General features: G+C 64.5%; 16 protein-coding genes. 11 read left to right on the forward strand and 5 right to left on the reverse strand.

Annotated elements, in window-relative coordinates; translation table 11 throughout:
- Positions 1–31: 31 nt before the first annotated feature.
- The 5 genes from NKJ91_RS13450 to NKJ91_RS13470 all read left to right on the forward strand — a co-directional run bounded on the left by NKJ91_RS13450 (position 32) and on the right by NKJ91_RS13470 (position 4,700).
- Entirely contained in the window at positions 32–1,336 is a 1,305-nt protein-coding gene (locus NKJ91_RS13450) for an ABC transporter substrate-binding protein (protein ID WP_352455933.1), read from the forward strand.
- Between the two features lie 86 nt (positions 1,337–1,422).
- The gene (locus NKJ91_RS13455) at positions 1,423–2,304 is read left to right on the forward strand and encodes a branched-chain amino acid ABC transporter permease (protein ID WP_352455934.1); all 882 of its coding nucleotides are present in this window, start codon (positions 1,423–1,425) and stop codon (positions 2,302–2,304) included.
- On the forward strand, positions 2,301–3,263 hold the full coding sequence (locus tag NKJ91_RS13460; RefSeq protein WP_352455936.1) for a branched-chain amino acid ABC transporter permease: 963 nt from the start codon (positions 2,301–2,303) through the stop codon (positions 3,261–3,263). The genes NKJ91_RS13455 and NKJ91_RS13460 overlap by 4 nt, the downstream gene beginning before the upstream one ends.
- Complete coding sequence (locus NKJ91_RS13465) at positions 3,260–3,988, forward strand: ABC transporter ATP-binding protein (RefSeq protein ID WP_352455937.1); 729 nt, start codon at positions 3,260–3,262, stop codon at positions 3,986–3,988. The genes NKJ91_RS13460 and NKJ91_RS13465 overlap by 4 nt, the downstream gene beginning before the upstream one ends.
- Positions 3,981–4,700: an ABC transporter ATP-binding protein gene (locus NKJ91_RS13470; RefSeq protein WP_352455938.1), complete on the forward strand. Its 720-nt coding sequence runs from the start codon at positions 3,981–3,983 to the stop codon at positions 4,698–4,700. Before NKJ91_RS13465 ends, NKJ91_RS13470 begins: the two co-directional genes overlap by 8 nt.
- On the opposite strand, the gene NKJ91_RS13475 is transcribed toward NKJ91_RS13470, so the two are convergent.
- Together NKJ91_RS13475 and pncA are read right to left on the reverse strand one after the other, a co-directional pair.
- Positions 4,701–6,128 carry a sodium:proton antiporter gene (locus NKJ91_RS13475; RefSeq protein ID WP_352455939.1) on the reverse strand — a complete coding sequence of 476 codons (1,428 nt, stop codon included), beginning with the start codon at positions 6,126–6,128 and terminating at the stop codon, positions 4,701–4,703.
- 40 nt (positions 6,129–6,168) lie between these two features.
- Entirely contained in the window at positions 6,169–6,768 is a 600-nt protein-coding gene (gene pncA / locus NKJ91_RS13480) for a bifunctional nicotinamidase/pyrazinamidase (protein WP_023676971.1), read from the reverse strand.
- Between the two features lie 272 nt (positions 6,769–7,040).
- Between pncA and NKJ91_RS13485 the strand changes: the two genes are divergently transcribed.
- From NKJ91_RS13485 to NKJ91_RS13510, 6 genes are read left to right on the forward strand one after another with little or no spacing between them, the layout of a single operon-like run.
- A complete protein-coding gene (locus tag NKJ91_RS13485) occupies positions 7,041–7,901 on the forward strand; it encodes an FAD binding domain-containing protein (RefSeq protein WP_352455940.1) in 861 nt (286 codons plus the stop codon).
- Entirely contained in the window at positions 7,901–10,657 is a 2,757-nt protein-coding gene (locus NKJ91_RS13490; RefSeq protein ID WP_352455941.1) for a molybdopterin-dependent oxidoreductase, read from the forward strand. Before NKJ91_RS13485 ends, NKJ91_RS13490 begins: the two co-directional genes overlap by 1 nt.
- Positions 10,654–12,198 carry a 6-hydroxynicotinate reductase gene (locus NKJ91_RS13495; protein WP_352455943.1) on the forward strand — a complete coding sequence of 515 codons (1,545 nt, stop codon included), beginning with the start codon at positions 10,654–10,656 and terminating at the stop codon, positions 12,196–12,198. Before NKJ91_RS13490 ends, NKJ91_RS13495 begins: the two co-directional genes overlap by 4 nt.
- Entirely contained in the window at positions 12,195–13,070 is an 876-nt protein-coding gene (locus NKJ91_RS13500; protein ID WP_352455944.1) for a UPF0280 family protein, read from the forward strand. Before NKJ91_RS13495 ends, NKJ91_RS13500 begins: the two co-directional genes overlap by 4 nt.
- Positions 13,063–13,647, forward strand: a complete 585-nt coding sequence (locus NKJ91_RS13505; RefSeq protein ID WP_023676966.1) for an amino acid synthesis family protein — start codon at positions 13,063–13,065, stop codon at positions 13,645–13,647. Before NKJ91_RS13500 ends, NKJ91_RS13505 begins: the two co-directional genes overlap by 8 nt.
- Positions 13,644–14,105: a MarR family winged helix-turn-helix transcriptional regulator gene (locus tag NKJ91_RS13510; RefSeq protein WP_352456012.1), complete on the forward strand. Its 462-nt coding sequence runs from the start codon at positions 13,644–13,646 to the stop codon at positions 14,103–14,105. The genes NKJ91_RS13505 and NKJ91_RS13510 overlap by 4 nt, the downstream gene beginning before the upstream one ends.
- Before the next feature lie 68 nt (positions 14,106–14,173).
- Here the strand turns inward: NKJ91_RS13510 and NKJ91_RS13515 are convergent, their stop codons facing one another.
- Genes NKJ91_RS13515 through NKJ91_RS13525 form a run of 3 tightly spaced genes read right to left on the reverse strand, consistent with a single transcriptional unit; the run spans position 14,174 to position 18,029 of the window.
- A complete protein-coding gene (locus NKJ91_RS13515; RefSeq protein ID WP_254815861.1) occupies positions 14,174–15,139 on the reverse strand; it encodes a substrate-binding domain-containing protein in 966 nt (321 codons plus the stop codon).
- Positions 15,136–16,449, reverse strand: a complete 1,314-nt coding sequence (locus tag NKJ91_RS13520; protein ID WP_352455946.1) for an ABC transporter permease — start codon at positions 16,447–16,449, stop codon at positions 15,136–15,138. Before NKJ91_RS13520 ends, NKJ91_RS13515 begins: the two co-directional genes overlap by 4 nt.
- On the reverse strand, positions 16,446–18,029 hold the full coding sequence (locus NKJ91_RS13525) for a sugar ABC transporter ATP-binding protein (RefSeq protein ID WP_352455948.1): 1,584 nt from the start codon (positions 18,027–18,029) through the stop codon (positions 16,446–16,448). The genes NKJ91_RS13520 and NKJ91_RS13525 overlap by 4 nt, the downstream gene beginning before the upstream one ends.
- Positions 18,030–18,087 lie beyond the last annotated feature (58 nt).

The following is an 18,087-nucleotide window of genomic DNA, read 5'->3' on the forward strand; positions in this document are numbered from 1 at the left end:
TGGTCAAAGCTCAAAAACAAGGGGAACTGCCGTGACTGACAAGAATGGGTTTTTCGATCTCTCCAGATCCGCTCTCACCCGCCGCACGGCGCTGAAGGGCCTTGCCGCCGGCGCCGGTCTTGCCGTCGCGCCGGGTTTCGTGCGTTACAGCCAGGCGCAGAGCTCGGCGCCGATCAAGATCGGCTTCCAATCGCACCGCACCGGCATCGGCGCCGCCTATGGCCGCTGGTACGAGAAGACCACAGCGGCTGCCGTCAAGGCGATCAACGAAGCCGGCGGCATCAACGGCCGGCCGGTCGACGTGATCATCGAGGATGACGGCACCGATCCCGGCCGGGGCGCCGAAGTCGTCGGCAAGTTCGCCTCTCAGCACAAGACCGATATAGTCTACGGCACGCTGTTTTCGCATGTCGTCATCGGCTCGGCGCCGGCCGCCGGCGAGGCCAAGATGCCCTATTTCGTTGTCAGCGAAGGCCACCACGTCGCCTCGACCAAATTGAACCGCTACGTCTTCCAGCCCGGCATCACCGATGTGAAGAGCCAGATCCAGTCGATGGCACCGTGGATTGCCGCCAATGCCGGCAAGAAGGTGACGCAGATATTTCCCGATTTCGCCTTCGGCTACGACCATCGCGACTACCTTCCGCCGGCCCTGAAGGCGCAAGGCGCCGAGGTTATCGCCCAGATCGCCATCCCCCCGACGGAATCCTCCTTCACCAAATATTTCCCGCAGATCCCCGCAGAGACCGAGGTGATCTACCACGTCATGGTCGGCCCGGCGGTGCTCACCTTCGTCAAGGAGCTCGGCGAGTTCTATGGCTCCAATCGGCCACAATTGTTCGGCTTCATCGATTCGCTCGAAGCTACCGACATCAACAGCCCCGGCCTCGAATTCCTCGACGGCAGCCATTTCTGGGAAGGTTCGCCGCGCTACGCGCAGCCCGATGATTCCCCCGCACAGAAGGCCTACCGCGCCGCCGTCGGCATCGACGACAACGGTGCTGCTGTCGGCGACCCCAAGGACGTCTCCACCGCCGCGCATATGTTCGGCTGCTGGGAAACGCTCTACGTCGTCAAGAAGGCGATGGAGGATGCCGGCTACAAGGGCCCGGAAGACCGCGCCAAGCTGGTCGAGGCGACCGAGGCGTTGACCGAGTTCGCCGAGGGGCCGGAGCACCCGCAAGGGCCGAAAACCTTCAACGGCAAGATCCACCAGTGCTTTGGCATCCAGAACATCTCCAAGGTTGAAGGCGGCCGGCTGAATGTCGTCCACAAGACCAAGATCGAGGACGGCCTCTACGAGCCTGAGGGGGATTACACGACGCAGACGCTGTGAGCTTGGCTGCTGCAGCAAGCGTGAGCGCCAAGATACCCCCCTCTGGCCAGAGGGGGGTGCTTCGCGCATCCGCCGGTGCTTAGCCGATGCACTTCGGACCCCACCTTCTCCTCGCCGCCCTCGAAGGCCTCGTCACCTCCGCCGTGCTGGCGCTGACGGCGCTTGGCCTGTCGCTGGTGTTCGGCGTCATGCGCGTCGTCAATGTCGCGCATGGCGAGTTCTTCATGCTGGGCGCGGTGCTTGCCTGGGCGATCTCAACGGCGATATCCGGCCATCCGGCGCTCGGCTTCCTGGCCGCCCTGGTGCTGGCGCCGCTGATCGTCGGCCTGATCGCGCTGCTCGCCGAACGGCTGGTGCTGCGCCGGCTCAACTACAATCCGGAAGCCACCATCGTCGCCACCATCGGCATGCTCTACATCATCCAGCAACTGGCGCTGACCTTCTACGGCCCGGAGGCGCGGCCGGTGGAGCCGCCGTTCAGCTACCGCATTCTCCTGCCGTGGTTCGGTTATTCCGGGTACAAGCTGTCAATCATCGCCGCATCGGCGCTGCTGCTGGTCGCGACCTGGCTGGTGCTGACGCGCACGAAAATCGGCCTCGTCATGCGCGCCACGCAATATGACAGCGAGACGGCGCAGGCCTTCGGCATCCCGGTGACCAGAGTCTATGCCGGTGTTTTCGCGCTCGGCGCCATGCTGGCTGCTGTCGCCGCGGTGCTGATCGTGCCGATCAGCCAGGCCCACTATCTGATGGGACAGGACCCGCTGTTGCTGTCGTTCATCGTCGTCATCATCGGCGGCCTCGGCTCGCTGCGCGGCACGGTCGTCGCCGCGGTGCTGATCGGCCTTTCCGACGGCATCATCTCGGTGTTCTTCTCACCGACGCTGGCCAAGATCATCGCCACCTTGCTCGTCGCCATGGTGCTGGTGTTCCGGCCGCAGGGCCTGTTCGGGACGACATCGCGATGAAGGATGCTTCGCCGGCAAAGCCATATGCGCTGCACCTCGGCGTCATCGCCCTGCTTTTCGGGCTTAGCTTCGTCCTGCCGGAATACCATCACGGCCTGCTCGCCCGCATCATGGTGCTGGCGGTCTTCGCCATGGGCTACAATCTGCTGTTCGGCTATGTCGGGCTGCTCAGCCTCGGCCATGCCATGTTCTTTTCAGCCGGGCTCTATGGCGCCGGCCTTGCCGTCATCCATCTCGGCTGGAGCGTGCCGGCCGCCTTCGCAGCCGGGCTTGCCTGCGGCGCGCTGCTTGCGCTGGCGATCGGGCTGCTGGCGCTGCGCACCTCCGGCGTCGCCTTCATGATCGTCACTATGATGTTCGCGCAGGTATTCTATCTCGTCATCCTCTATTTCGCTGCCTGGACCGGTGGCGACCAGGGCATGGTCGTGCCGCAGCCGATGCGTGTCCTTGTCCTGGGCAGCACGTCACTCGACCTCACCAACCCGACCGTGCGCTATATGAGCGCGCTGGCACTGTTCTCGATCGTGCTGCTCATAAGCCTGGCGATAGTCCGCTCCGGCTACGGTCGCGTGCTGGTCGCGATCCGCGAGAACGAAGAGCGGACCAAAATGCTTGGCTACGATACATTTTCCAACAAGCTCGCCGCCGTCGTCATCTCAGGCAGCATCTGCGCGGCTTCCGGCGCGGCCTATGCGCTGCTGTTCGGCTATGTCGGCTCGAGCTTCGCCTCGGTGCAATATTCCATCCTGCCGCTGCTCTGGGTGCTGCTGGGCGGTGCCGCCACCACGCTCGGTCCGCTGATCGGCACGCTGTTCATGTATTATGTCATCGATGTCGCCAGCGGCTACACCTCGGCCTATCTGCTGATCGTCGGCATAGCGCTCATCCTGCTGGTGCTGTTCTTCCCGAGAGGCATTCTCGGCAGCATCCGCCAGCGCTGGCTCGGGTGGTTGCCATGATGCCGCTGCTCACCACCAAAGGCCTGTCGCGCAGTTTCGGCGGCTTGCGCGCCGTCGACGGCGTCGACTTCGCGCTGATGCCGGGCGAGATCCGCGCCATCATCGGCCCCAACGGTGCCGGCAAGACCACCTTCGTCAGCCTGGTCAGCGGCCGCATCCAGCCCTCGTCGGGCATGATCGTCTTCGACGGCGCCGACATCACCAACCTGCCTGCCTACGCCCGGGTTCGCCTTGGCATCGCCTACACGTTCCAGATCACCAGCGTCTTTGCCAATCTCAGCGCCTACGACAATGTTGCCCTGCCGGTGCAGCGCACGCTGACCGACGGCCGCTCGAAGGGCGCGGTTCACACCGGCGTCATGGCGGCGCTCGAGCGCACCGGCCTTGCCGATCGCGCTCAAATGCCGGCCGGGCAATTGTCCTACGGTCACCAGCGCCTGCTGGAAGTGGCGATGGGGCTGGCGCTGAAGCCACGGCTGCTGATCCTCGACGAACCGACGCAAGGCCTGGCCGACAGCGAGATCGACAACTTCATCGAGCTGGTGCGCGAGATCGCCGATAGCGCCACAGTGCTTTTGATCGAGCACAACATGCCGGTGGTCATGCAACTCGCCGACAGCATCACCGTCTTCAACGCCGGCAGGATCTTGGCTGAAGGCACGCCCGAGCAGATCCGCGCCAATGCCGCGGTGCAGGACGCCTATCTGGGGACGACCCATGGCTGAGGCCCAGTCCAAGGCACTGACGATCTCCGGGGTCGACTGCTTCTATGGCGAGGTCCAGGTGCTCTATGGCCTCGATCTTGTCTTGAACGAGGGCGAAGTGCTCTGCCTGTTCGGCCGCAACGGCGCCGGCAAGACGACGACGCTGAAGGCAATCATGGGCCTGGTGCCGGTAAGCTCAGGCTCGATCCGGCTCGAAGGGCGAGAATTGACCGGCTTGCCGGCGCACGAGGTGCCCAAGGCCGGCGTCGCCTACGTGCCGCAGGGCCGGCGGCTGTTCGCCGAGATGACGGTGGCTGAAAACATCGAGATCGGCCTGATGGCCCGCAACAAGGGCAAGGCGACGCGCGAAAACGTGCTCGATCTTTTTCCGCTGCTGCGCCAGCGCCTCAGGCAGCGTTCCGGCACGCTGTCCGGCGGTGAGCAGCAGATGCTGGCCATGGCCCGCGCCCTGTGCCTGGAACCACAGGTGCTCCTGCTCGACGAACCAACCGAAGGGCTGATGCCGTCGATGATCGCCAAGATCCGCGAAACCGTGTCGAAGCTGCGTGCGCTTGGCGTGTCGACAATTCTTGTCGAGCAGCGCGTCGATGCGGTGCTGTCGGTCGCAGACCGCGTTTGTTTCATCGAAAACGGCCGCAACCGCGAGACGGTCGATGTCGAGGAACTGCGTTCCGATCCCTCGGCGGTCCGTCGCTATGTCGGCGTCGGATGATCAGGCAAAGAACAGCAAGCCGGCAAGCAGGAATGTCGGGATCAGCACCGCGCCCGACCATGCCATATAGCCAAAGAAGCTCGGCATCTTGATGCCGCGATGCCTGGCAATGGCAAAGACCATGAAATTCGGCGCATTGCCGACATAGGTGTTGGCGCCCATGAACACCGCGCCTGCCGAGATCGCCGCCAGCGTCGAGGCGAGCTCGGTCATCAGATGCTGCGCATCGCCGCCAGCCAGCTCGAAGAACACCAGATAGGTCGGCGCATTGTCGAGGAAGGACGACAGCGCTCCGGTCAGCCAGAAATAGGCAAGGTTGTCCGGCGCGCCGGTCGGCGAACTGACCAGCAGCACCAACGGCGCCAGCGCGCCGTCGAGCCCGGCCCGCAATATGGCGACGACCGGCACGATGCAGATGAAGATGCTGGCGAACAGCTTCGCCACCTCGGCAATCGGCCCCCAGCTGAAGGCGTTTGCGCCGCGAAACTCCTTCGGCGAGACGACAAGCGAAGTGAAGGCCAGTATCAGGATGGCGGCGTCGCGCACCAGATTCTGCAGCTCGAGGCTGACGCCCTGAAAAGAGAAACTCACTCCCGGCTTCCAGGCAGCGGAAATCAGGATCGCGGCGATTACGCCAGCCAGCAGCGGGATGTTGGCCAGGCCGCGAATGCGCACCTTGCTGTCGGGCGTCGGATCCTTGATCTTCGGCGCGCCTTCCTCCCGGCGATGCATGATGATGTCGATCGCCAGGAAAACAGCCAGCACCACGCCGGCGACGAACAGCGTCTCGGGCAGCAGGTGAACTGTCGTCCAGAAGAAATCGACGCCGCGCAGAAAGCCGACGAACAGCGGCGGATCGCCCAGCGGCGTTAGCGACCCGCCGATGTTGGACACCAGGAAGATGAAAAAGATGACGACATGGGCGTTGAAGCGCCGGTTGTCGTTGGCGCGGATGAGCGGCCGGATCAGGATCATCGAGGCGCCGGTTGTGCCAATGATCGAGGCAAGCAGCGCCCCTCCCAGCAACAGCCCGGCATTGACCAGCGGCGTGCCGTGTATGTTGCCGGCAACGAAGATACCGCCCGAAATGGTGAACAGCGCAAACAGCAGGATGATGAACGACATGTATTCGGTGAGCAGCGCATGCAGCACCGCCTGCGTGGCGGACGGGATGCCGAAGGCGATGGCCAGCGGCCCGATCACCAACGCTGCCCAGAAGGCAGCGATCTTGCCGTAATGGTGCTCCCAAGCATGATGGAACAGCAGCGGGCCGGTCGCGATGCAAAGCAATAGCCCGGCAAACGGCAGCACCCACCAAAGCGACATGGCGGCGCCCGGCAATTCGTGCGCTTCGGCCGCGAGAACCGCTCTCGGAGAAAAGATTGCTGCAATAAGTGCAGCACTTGCCGTCAACGCCGCAAACCGCATGAAGCCCCTCAAAAGTCTGTCAGGTTCGGCTGGATGACGTTCAAATCAGTGTCACGCCGGCATCGCGCATCCGGCCCAGCATCCTCTCCACGGAGCCGTTGAGATCGATGCCGCGGCAGGCGTCGAGCCGCACGGATGTCTCAAAACCGAGCTTGACCGCGTCGAGCGCCGAAAAGGCGACGCAGAAATCCGTCGCCAGGCCGACCAGGGTCAGCGTCTCGATGTTCCGATCCCGGAGGTAGCCGGCAAGGCCGGTCGGCGTCGTCCTGTCGTTCTCGAAGAATGCGGAATAGCTGTCGATCGCAGGACGGAACCCCTTGCGGATCACCAGCTCGGCCTTGCTCCAGGCGAGGCCCGAATGGAAATCCGATCCCAGGCTGCCCTGGATGCAGTGATCCGGCCACAGCGTCTGGTGGCCATAAGGCACGTCGATCGTTTCGAACGGGTGCTTGCCGGGGTGGCTGGAGGCAAAGCTCGAATGGCCGGCAGGGTGCCAGTCCTGCGTCAGCAGGACGTGCTCGGTCCGCCGGATCAGGTCATTGACCAACGGCACGATTTCGTCGCCACCGGCCACTTCAAGGGCGCCACCCGGGCAGAAATCGTTCTGCAGGTCGATAACGACAAGCGCTTCGTCGGCCATGGAGCCTCCTTATTTTCTTGGTCTTGAGCTTAGGCTCCAATGAAAACGCGACCGGACGCAGAAACTTGACCAGATGGCCGGCTGCGTCAACCTCTCATGGCATAACAAATGCGTTCCGGGTGCACCGGTGCCAACAGCCGTGCAAACTCTGGCTTTGACAATTCCTGCCGGCTTGATATCATTTGCATACGAATGAATTTCCTGCCTTGAATGCTCGGGAAAATCTTTCGGCAGGATCCCCCCTCGGGAAGCCCATTCTGGGAAGGCAAAGCGTGATCCGTTACGCAAAACCCACCACGGTCGACGATGCCCTCGCTTTGCTGGGCGAAGGGCAATGGCGCATCCTCGCCGGCGGCACCGACTTCTATCCGGCACAGGGCAGCAAGCCTTTCCGCGACAATGTCCTCGATATCAATGGCCTGGTGGCATTGCGCGGCATTGCCGAAGCCGAAAACCATTGGCTCGTCGGCGCGCGCACCACCTGGACCGATCTCGTCCGCCATCCTCTGCCGGCGGCTTTCGACGCGCTGAAGCAGGCGGCGCGGGAAGTCGGCTCGGTGCAGATCCAGAACGTTGCCTCGATTGCCGGCAATCTCTGCAACGCCTCGCCGGCCGCCGACGGCGTGCCGGCGCTGCTGGTGCTCGATGCCGAAGTCGAACTGCGTTGCGCTGTGGCGACCCGGCATCTGCCCCTTGCAGAATTCATCCTCGGCAACCGTCGCACCGCGCTGCAGCCCGGCGAAATGGTCACGGCAATCCGCATTCCCAAACCCGCGACCGCCGGCAGCTCCGCCTTCGTGAAACTCGGCGCGCGGCGATATCTCGTCATCTCCATCGCCATGGCCGCCGCACGCCTGGCCGTCGAAGATGGTATGGTCAGGAACGCGGCCGTCGCCGTCGGTTCCTGCTCGGTTGTCGCCAGGCGCCTGGCGGGTGTCGAGGCGGCGCTACGCGGCCGGCCCGTCGGCCACGCGCTGGCCACTGCGATCCAATCCGCACCGATGGACGAGCTGTCGCCAATCGGCGACGTGCGCGGCAGCGCCGAATATCGGCTGGACGCTGCGCGCGAGATCGTCGCCCGCGCCGTGCTTGGTGCGATGGGCGCTGTTCCCGACGAAAGGGCGGCCGCCTGATGGGCATGGAGCGCGCCGACATCGCCTTCGAAGTCAACGGCGCCGCCGTCAGCGTTTGCGTGCCGCCGGTGCGGCGGCTGTCCGCGGTGTTGCGCGACGAACTGCGGCTGACCGGCACCAAGATCGGCTGCGATGCCGGCGATTGCGGCGCCTGCACGGTGCTGGTCGACGGCGAGCCGGTCTGCGCCTGCCTGATGCCCGCGGCTTCCGCCTCCGGCACCGTGGTGACGACCGTCGAAGGCCTCGCCAATGGCCGGTTGTCGGCGCTGCAGGCTTCGTTCCTCAGCCATGGCGCAGCGCAATGCGGCGCCTGCACGCCCGGCCTGCTGGTCGCGGCAACGGCACTCCTGGACAGGACGCCTTGCCCGAGCGAGGCCGAAACGCAGGATGCACTGGGCGGCGTGCTCTGCCGCTGTACCGGCTACCGCAAGATCGTCACCGCGGTGATGGATGCTTGGCGCCACGCCGACGGTCTCGATCAGCGCATGCCATCCTCTGGCCATGCCGTCGGCTCCTCCCCGATCCGCCTCGATGGCCTTCCGAAAGTCACTGGCGGCGAAAAATTCGGCGGTGATTCATTCCCGGCCGACGCATTGTCGGTGCTGGTGGCCCGCTCGCCGCATTATCATGCGGCCTTCAGCTTCGGCGATCTCGATCGCTGGGTGAAATCCCGTCCCGGCATTGCCGGCGTCTTCACCGCCGCCGACATTCCGGGAAAGAATTGTTTCGGCGTCATCGCGCCCTTCGCCGACCAGCCGGCGCTGGCCGAAGGGGTTTCGCGCTTTCGTGGTGAGGCGGTGGCGCTGGTTGCCGGCGAACGCGAGGCTATCCTCGATCTCGACCTTGCCGATTTTCCTTGCAGTTGGACCGAGTTGCCGCATTTTCTGGAAACTGGCGAAGCGCAGGCCGGCGGTGCGCAACTGGTCCATGAAAACCGGCCCTCGAACCTGCTCACTTCCGGCTTCGTCGAGCGTGGCGACCCGGAAGCCGCGCTTGCCGGTGCGGCTTTCGTCGTTTCCGGCGCCATCGACACCTCCTATGTCGAGCATGCCTATATCGAACCGGAAGCCGGCTATGCCTTCATGGACGGCGACACGCTGGTCGTCGTCGCCTGCACGCAGGCGCCCTATATGGACCGTGACGACACGGCAAAAGTGCTCGGCCTTGCCCCGGAAAAGGTGCGCATCGTGCCGACCGCGACCGGCGGCGGCTTCGGCTCCAAGCTCGACGTCTCGCTGCAACCGCTCATCGGCCTTGTCGCCATGAAAACCGGCCGGCCGGCGGCGCTCGCCTACAGCCGCACCGAATCGATGATCTCGACCACGAAGCGCCATCCGGCTCTGATGAGAGCGAGCATCGGCGCCGATGCCGACGGCCGCATCACCGGCATGGTCTTCGCCGGCGATTTCAACACCGGCGCCTATGCCAGCTGGGGGCCGACGGTCGCCAACCGCGTGCCGGTGCACGCCTCCGGCCCCTATGCGACGCCGAACTATCGCGCCGAAGGCCGCGCCATCCACACCAATGGCCCGATTGCCGGCGCCTTTCGCGGTTTCGGCGTGCCGCAGGCGACGATCATGCAGGAGACCCTCTATGACGAGCTAGCCGACAAGCTCGGCATGGATCGGCTCGACTTTCGCCTGAAGAACTGCCTTCGGAACGGATCCGAAACAGTTACCGGGCAGCGGCTCGAGTCGGGCGTCGGCATCGCCGACTGCCTGGCGGCCCTGCGCTCACATTGGCGGCGTGCCCTAACTGACGCCGACGCGTTCAACGCCCGTAGCAGCAGCGAAAAAAAACGCGGCGTCGGCGTCGCCTCTTGCTGGTACGGCTGCGGCAACACCTCGCTGCCCAATCCGTCGACCATCAAGGTCGGCATCTCGGCATCGGGCGAAGTCGTGCTGCATCAGGGGGCGGTCGATATCGGGCAAGGTTCGAACACTGTCATCGCGCAGATCTGCGCCGACGCGTTGGGTCTTCCGCTTGAAAAGCTGCGGCTGAAAGGCGCCGACACGGCGATCACCCCCGACGCCGGCAAGACATCGGCCTCGCGCCAGACCTTCGTCACCGGCAAGGCCGCCGAAAAGGCCGGCCGCGCCTTGCGCGATGAGATCTTGCGTTTCGCCAATGTCTCGGAAAAGGCGGCGATTGCGCTGGACGGCACAAGTCTGAGCATCTGGGAAGGCGAAGCGACGCGCCGCATCGATCTTTCCTCGCTGAAGGTAGACGCCGAAGGCTTTGTCTTCCGCGCCGAGGAAAGCTACGACCCGCCGACGCTGCCGCTCGATGCCAAGGGCCAGGGCAAGCCTTATGCCGTCTATGGCTATGGCGCCCAGATCGCCGAACTGGAGGTCGACCTCAGGCTCGGCACCGTGAAGCTTATAAAAATCACCGCCGCTCACGATGTCGGCAAGGCCATCAACCCTTTACTGGCAGAGGGCCAGATCGAGGGCGGCATCGCCCAGGGCATCGGCATGGCGCTGATGGAGGAATTCATCCCCGGCCGCACCGAAAACCTGCACGATTATCTGATCCCGACGATCGGCGACGTGCCACCGATCGAGACCATCCTGATAGAAGTTCCGGATCCGGAAGGACCCTTCGGCGCCAAGGGTTTGGGCGAGCATGTGCTGATCCCGACGGCGCCGGCGATCCTCAACGCCATCCGCCACGCCACCGGTGTGCTGGTCACCAAAATTCCGGCGACGCCGACCCGCATCCGCGCCGCCATCCTCGACAAGGAGGCGCGCCGATGAGCGAGCTTGCCGAACGCTTCGAGACACACGATCCCGGCGAGAAGCTGGTGGCCGAGAAGATCCGCTGCGATGCCTGTCCGGTCATGTGCTACATCGCCGATGGCCGCACCGGCGCCTGCGACCGCTACGGCAATGTTGGCGGCAGGATCGTGCGGATGGATCCACTGACCATCCTCGACCACGCGGCCGAGACCGGCGCCGCAATCGTACCCTTTGCCGAAGAAGGCGAGGCATGGGACGGCGAACTGGTCAACACCGGCCGCCGCTTCGTCACCGCCATCGGCGCCGGCACCACCTATCCCGATTACAAGCCGGCGCCCTTCATCGTCAGCCAGGAGGTCGAGGGCGTCGATCTGGTCACCGTCGTCACCGAGGGCATCTTCTCCTATTGCGGCGTCAAGGTGAAGATCGACACCGACCGTCATATCGGCCCCGAAACGGCGACGGTCCGTGCCCAAGGCGAGGCGATCGGCCATGTCACGACCGGCGAATACGGCTCGCAGATGCTGTCGCTGGGCGGCGTACATCATTTGACCGGCGGCTCGAAGGCTGAAGGGCGCGCCACCTGCGACGCCATGCTCGCCCTGTGCAACCGCAAACCGGTTGAACTCGTGATCGACGGCGGCGCCACCATCATCGTCGAAGCCGGCAAGCCGCCGGTCATCGACGGCAAGCTCGAGCAGCGCATGCGCGTCGGCTGCGGTTCGGCTACCATAGGCATGTTCGCGACCCAATGGCGCGGCCTTGTCGACGAGGTGGTGGTGGTCGATGACCACATCACCGGCGTCGTCTCCGAGCATCAGGCCGGCAAGGTGCTTGGCTGGCAGGATACCGGCATCAAGATCATCGGCCGCCGTTCGACGCCGGGCCGTTATTTCAAGGTGTCGGAGCCCGGCCTCGGCTGGGGCGGCACCAGCATTTCCGACCCGCTGTCGATCCTTGGTGAATGGAACGCCAAAAAGGGTGCGCGCCCCGGCATGTCGCTGCTGATGGTCTCGACCACCGGCGAGCAATTCGCCTATTACGAGCTCGACGACGAACTGAAGCCGGTCCAGGAACCGTTCCCGGAGCGGCTGCGGAAGTCGGTCGAACTGATCGAGGACAATTGCGAGCCGGCGCTCTGCACCGTGCTTTTCGTCGGCGGCGCCGGCGGCTCGCTGCGCGCCGGCGTCACCGAGAACCCGGTCAATCTGACCCGCTCGGTGCAGGGCTTGACGACCTATGTGACGGTCGGCGGCGCGCCGGTCTATGTCTGGCCGGGCGGCGGCATCACGCTGATGGTCGACGTCACCCGCGTGCCGGAAGGCGCCTTCGGCTATGTGCCGACCCCGGCGCTGGTGGCGCCGATCGAGTTCACCATGCGCCGCGACGATTATGTCAGGCTTGGCGGCTACGAAGGCGAAATCCGCAGCGTCGACGATATCCTGGCCAAGGGCGGCGAATATCTCAATCCGCGCCGCGGCACGGCCGCACCCCGTGACAATCCCTGGCCGCCGCTGGCGCAGTTGCGTCGCGCGGCCGCAAACGGGGCCGGGCGATGAACGGCCCGCAGGCGCATTGGCTCGAGGACGGCCGGAGGCTTCACCTCAATCATGGGCCGATCGACCTGATCGTCGAGGCATTCGGCGAGGCGAGTGAATGCAGCGCCGCATATCGTCAGGCAGTGGCGCGCTTCCAGACAATCCTGCCCGAACTGGTCGAAGAGTTGCCCGAACTGCGGCGCCCGGCCGCCTCGCGGCCACGTGCTTTCGCTGGCCCGACGGCGCGCCACATGGAAGCGGCGGTCGTTCCGCTAGCGAAACAATTCATCACACCGATGGCGGCCGTCGCCGGCTCGGTAGCCGACGAAGTGCTTGGCGCGCTGCTTGCCGGCCGCCGGCTCGAGCGCGCCTATGTCAACAATGGCGGCGACAGCGCGATCTATCTCGGCCACGGGCAGTCGATGACGCTTGCCATTGCCGGGACAGGTCATGGGTTGGCAGATCGTCTCACGATCCGCCCCGAAGACGGGATCCGCGGTGTCGCGACAAGCGGCTGGCGCGGCCGCTCCTTTTCGCTGGGCATCGCCGACGCGGTCACGGTGCTGGCGCGAACGGGTGCTGAAGCCGATGCCGCCGCGACCTTGATCGCCAACGCCGTCGACCTGCCCGGTCATCCGGCCGTTAGGCGCGTACGGGCGCGCGATCTCGCACCTGACAGCGATCTCGGCGACCGTTTGGTGACGCAGGGCGTGGGGCTGCTTTCCGCCGCTGAAATCGCTATTGCGCTGGAAGGCGGATTTGCCGTTGCCGAGGAGTTTCGGCGGCGCGGCCTGATTGCCGCCGCGGCGCTTTTCCTCGGCGGTCAGGCGCGCATCGCAGGTCCGATGGCGCTCGCCAATAAAGTTTTAGAGAGGGAAATTGCTCATGCCTGAGTTTCCGATCCGCAAGATCGCCGTGCTGACCGAAGAGATTTTTCACGAAGGCGGGCCGGTGGCGAAGGTGCCGCGGCGCCGTGCCGCGGCAATGGCTGTGGTCAAGAACCCGTTCGCCGGCCGTTACGTCGAGGAACTGCAGAGCGCCATGGAGGATTTGAAGCCGCTCGGGCTGCTGCTCTCCGACAGGCTTATTGCCGCATTGGGCGGCGACGTCAAACAGATCGACGGTTACGGCAAGGGCGCCATCGTCGGCATGGCGGGCGAGCTGGAGCATGGCGCGCTGTGGCATGTGCCGGGCGGCTATGCCATGCGCGAACGGCTCGGCGACGCCAAGGCGATCGTGCCCTCGGCGAAGAAGGTCGGCGGCTTCGGCGCGCGGCTCGATGTGCCGCTCGGCCACATCAACGCCGCCTATGTGCGCAGCCATTTCGATGCCATGGAAATCGGCATCAGCGATGGCCCCCGTCCCGACGAGATCCTGTTTTGCCTCGCCATGACCTGCGGCCCGCGCGTGCACGACCGCATGGGTGGGCTGGCGGCCAAGGACATTAAGGCATGGGATGGGCTGCGGTGAGCGCCGAGGACAATCTGCTCAAGCTGGTCGAGGCCGAGGAGCCTGACGAAAACGACTATCGCTTGCAGGAGCAGGTCGGCTTCATCCTGCGCAAGGCGCATCAGCGCCATGTCTCGATCTTCGCCGCACACATCGCCGATCTGACGCCGCCGCAATTTGCCGCTTTGGCCAAATTGCGCGACGTCGGCGAGACCTCGCAGAACCAGCTTGGCAGCCTGATCGCCATGGATGCGGCGACCGTGAAGGGCGTCATCGACCGGCTGAAAGCGCGTGGCTTTGTCGAACTTAGCAAACACGAAGTCGACAAACGGCGCCTGCTGGTCAATCTGACCGCCGACGGGCGCGACGCGATCGAGCGGCTGATTCCGCTTGCCCGTGAGATTACGCAGGAAACGCTGGCGCCGCTTTCCGCCAAGGAAGCGGCCATTTTCATGAAGCTGCTGGCCAAGCTGGCTTAATCTGCTGCCTGCCGGCGTTTGGTTGTTGTTCCTGCCGGGCGCTGAACGCCCGGCAGGAAAGCCTCGTCTCAGAGGCCGTTGTCCTTCAGGATCTGGGCGGCATTTTCCTTGGTGATCTTCTGCGTCGGCAGGGTGATGGTCTTTTCCACCTTCTCCCCGTTCAGGAACTTGATCGCCTGCCGCAGCCCTTCGGCGCCCGGCGTCACATAAGTGAACGTCGCCGTCAGCTCGCCATTGGCGACCAGCTGCACGCCTTCATTGGGCAGGCCGTCGATGCCGATGAACTTGATGTCCTTCTCACGTCCGACGTCCTTGGCGGCAAGATAGGCGCCATAGGCCATCGGATCATTGTGGCCGTAGACAAGATCGATTTTCTCGTTGTTGCGCAACGCCGTCGCCATGATGTTGTAGGCCTGGTCCTGCTTCCAGTCGCCCGACTGCTGGTCGAGCAGGTATTTTATGCCTGGCTCCTTGTCGGTGAATTCATGGAAGCCGTCATGGCGGTCGTGTGCCGGCTGGGTGCCCATGCCGCCCCAGATCTCGACGACGTTGCCGGCGGCCTTGCCCTTGCCGCCAAGCAGCTCAACGGCATATTCACCGGCAGCCCGGCCGATAAGCTTGTTGTCGCCGCCGACGAACTGCGTGTAGTCGTTGGTTTCGACGTTCCGGTCGAGCACGAAGACCGGGATCTTGGCATCGATCGCCTGCTGCACGACACCGGTCAGGCCGGCGGATTCTTTCGGTGATACCAAGAGCGCATCGACCTCCTGACGGATAAGGTTTTCGACATCGGCGACCTGCTTCTCGGTCTTGTCCTCGCCGTCGGTGATGATCAGCTCGACTTCCGGATGCTTGGCCGCTTCGGCCAGGATGTCCTTGTTGAACTGGGCGCGCCAGGGTTCGATGGTCGTCACCTGCGAGAAGCCGATCTTCCACTTCTTGTCCTGCGCATGGGCGCCGCCGGCAAGCATGGCGGTCGTGGTCAGGAGTGCCGCTGTCAGCCCGGCGAGCTTCAACAATTCACGTCGTTTCATTTCTTGTTTCCTCCAATATTCAGAGACGCGGTCTCTTGCGACGGCCGCTTTGCCGCGGCCGTTTCCTTGTGCGCTTGCCCACCGGGCAAGCGCAGATAGAAAAGAAGATCACCGGCATTGCGCTCCTGCACGAGCACGGTACCGATGATGATCATCCCCTTCAGCACCAGCTGAAGGTTCGAATTGATGTTGTGCAGCTGCAGGATGTTGGAGAGCAGCCCGAAGATCAGCACGCCGCAGAATGTCCCGGTCAAGCTGCCGCGTCCGCCCATCAGGCTGGTGCCGCCGATGACCACGGCGGCAATCGCGTCGAGCTCCAGCCCGGCGCCGGCGTCCGGCTTGCCTTGCCGGTACTGCGCGACATAGAGCACCGCCGCGATGCCGGCCAGCAGCCCTGACACGGCATAGGTGGCGATCTTCACGCGGCCTGCGGCGATGCCCGACAGCCGCGCCGCCTCCTCATTGCCGCCGATCGCATAGACATAGCGGCCGAACGGGGTGAAGCGCAGCACGGCGCCGTAGATCAGGATGGCGCCGAGGAAGAACAGGCCCGGCATCGGGATCACGCCGAATACCAGCGAGCGCAGCATTTCGAAATCGGCGGTGGCATTCGAGCCGGTGTAGACCGGCAGCACCGCATTGTTCTGGCCGGCTGTCAGCCGGGCGATGCCGAGCGCAGTGACCATCATCGCCAGCGTCACGATGAAGGGCTGCAGCCGCCCGGCGACGATGATGAAGCCGTTGAGCGCGCCGAACAGCAGGCCGACGCAAGGCGCCACCAGCAGCACGCCGAGCACGCCGAATTTTGAGCCCACCTGCGGCAGCAGGAACCACAGCACCAGACTGCACAGGATCACCCCGACAATGCCGGGTGTCACCAGCCCGCGAACGCTGTCCAACCTGATGTCGTGCGTGGCCTGCGCGCCGGCGCGGGATTTTTCGATGTTCAGCAGGATGAAACGAGTGACGAGAATGCCGAGGCAAAGGGCTGCCAGGGCAACTGTCGGCACCCCCAGCACCACCGCCGGCGTCACGCCGGGGACCGTCAGCAGCATGGCACAGACGACCGTGCAGATAGCCATCAGCGAGCCGACGGAAAGGTCGATACCGCCGGTGATGATCACCGCAGTCATGCCGGTGGCAATCAGCCCGGTGGTCGACACCTGGCGCAGCACATCGAGCAGGTTGCCGTAGGACAGGAAGATGTTGTTGCCCTTGGAGCTGATCGGCGAGCCGAGCACGCCGATCAGGAAGATGGCGATCAGGCCCCAATAGAGCTTCGTCCGGGACAGGATATGCAAAATGCTCATGCGGCAGGCCTCGTCATCGTCCGTCGCGGCGCCGCAAGCCGCATGATGGCCTCCTCGCTGGCTTGCGCGCGGGACAGGATTCCCGTCTGGCGGCCGTCGGCCATGACCAGGATACGGTCGGAAAGATGCAGCAGCTCCGGCAATTCCGAGCTGATGACGGCGATCGCCAGCCCGTCTCGCGCCAGCTTGAAGATGAGATCGTAGATTTCCCGCTTGGCACCGACATCGATGCCGCGTGTCGGCTCGTCGAGCAGCAGCACCCGCGGCCTCGTCGCTAGCCATTTGCCGATGACGACCTTCTGCTGGTTGCCGCCGGACAGCGTGCCGGCCGGCTGCTCGACGGTCTCGCAGCGAATGCCGAGCGCCTTGACGGCGTCCCGTGCCAGCCCTTGCTCACCGGCCAGCGAGCGCACGCCGAACCGCGCCAGCGCGCCGACCAGCGGCAGCGCGACATTGTCGGTGATCGAGGCCTCGAGATGCAGGCCTTGCGTCTTGCGGTCTTCCGTGACCAGGGCGATGCCGAGCCGGCGCGCATCGCGCGGCGAACGGATTTCTACTGCCTCGCCATCGAGCCTGATCTCACCGCCGGCACGTCCGCCGCTGGACCCGAAGATGGTTTCCAGGATTTCGGTACGGCCCGAGCCCAGCAGCCCGCCGATACCGAGAATTTCTCCGGCGGCAAGATCGAAGCTGACGCCGTCGAGCACGGTGCGCCAGCCATGGCGATTGGGCTTCGACAGCGACAGCTCGCTTACGGAAAGGACGGTGTTGCCACCGGGGATGCGGTGTTCCTGGGAGGAAGCAAGCAGGTTTCGCCCGACCATCGCCGAAATTATGGCGTCTTCGTCGAGCTTGTCCATCGCCTGCGTCAGGACGTGGCGTCCATCGCGAAACACCGTGACCCGGCTGGCCAGATGCATGACCTCGTCGATGCGGTGCGAAATGTAGACGATCGCCACGCCGCTGTCGGCGAGCTGGCGGATGATGCGGAACAGCCGCTGGCATTCGGCTGGCGAAAGCGCCGAGGTCGGCTCGTCCATGATCAGAATGCGTGCCGACATCGACAGCGCCTTGGCGATCTCGACCAGTTGCTGTTCGCCGACGCGCAAGGCACCGACCCGCGCATCCGGGTCGAGCTCGATGCCGAGCCTTTGCAAGAGCGCGCCGGCAGCGCGGCTGCTCGCCTTGCGGTCGACGATCAGCCCGGCGATCAGCTTCTCGCGGCCGAGAAAAATGTTGTCGGCGACGCTGAGTTCGGGGACGAGGTTCAGCTCCTGGTGGATGATGGCGATGCCGGCGCGCTCGGCCTCGCGGACGCCGGTAAAGCGCACCGGGTGGCCATCGATACTGACCGTTCCGATATAATCCGTGTAGACGCCGGACAGGATCTTCATCAGCGTTGACTTGCCGGCGCCGTTCTCGCCCATCAACGCATGGACTTCGCCGCGCCGCAGCTCGAAGCCGACATCGACGAGTGCTGCGATGCCGCCGAAGGATTTGGAGATGTGCTCGGCCCTCAGCACGATAGCCGAGCCGTCCGCCGTAGCGCCTTCCGCAGGGATGGAATTGCCGTGCTGCATGACAAGGACGGCCTCCCTCCGTCGTCACCGAACACCTCAAACGCTAATCTAAACGTTT

The organism is Mesorhizobium sp. M0040 (assembly GCF_040323505.1).
GTDB lineage: Bacteria > Pseudomonadota > Alphaproteobacteria > Rhizobiales > Rhizobiaceae > Mesorhizobium.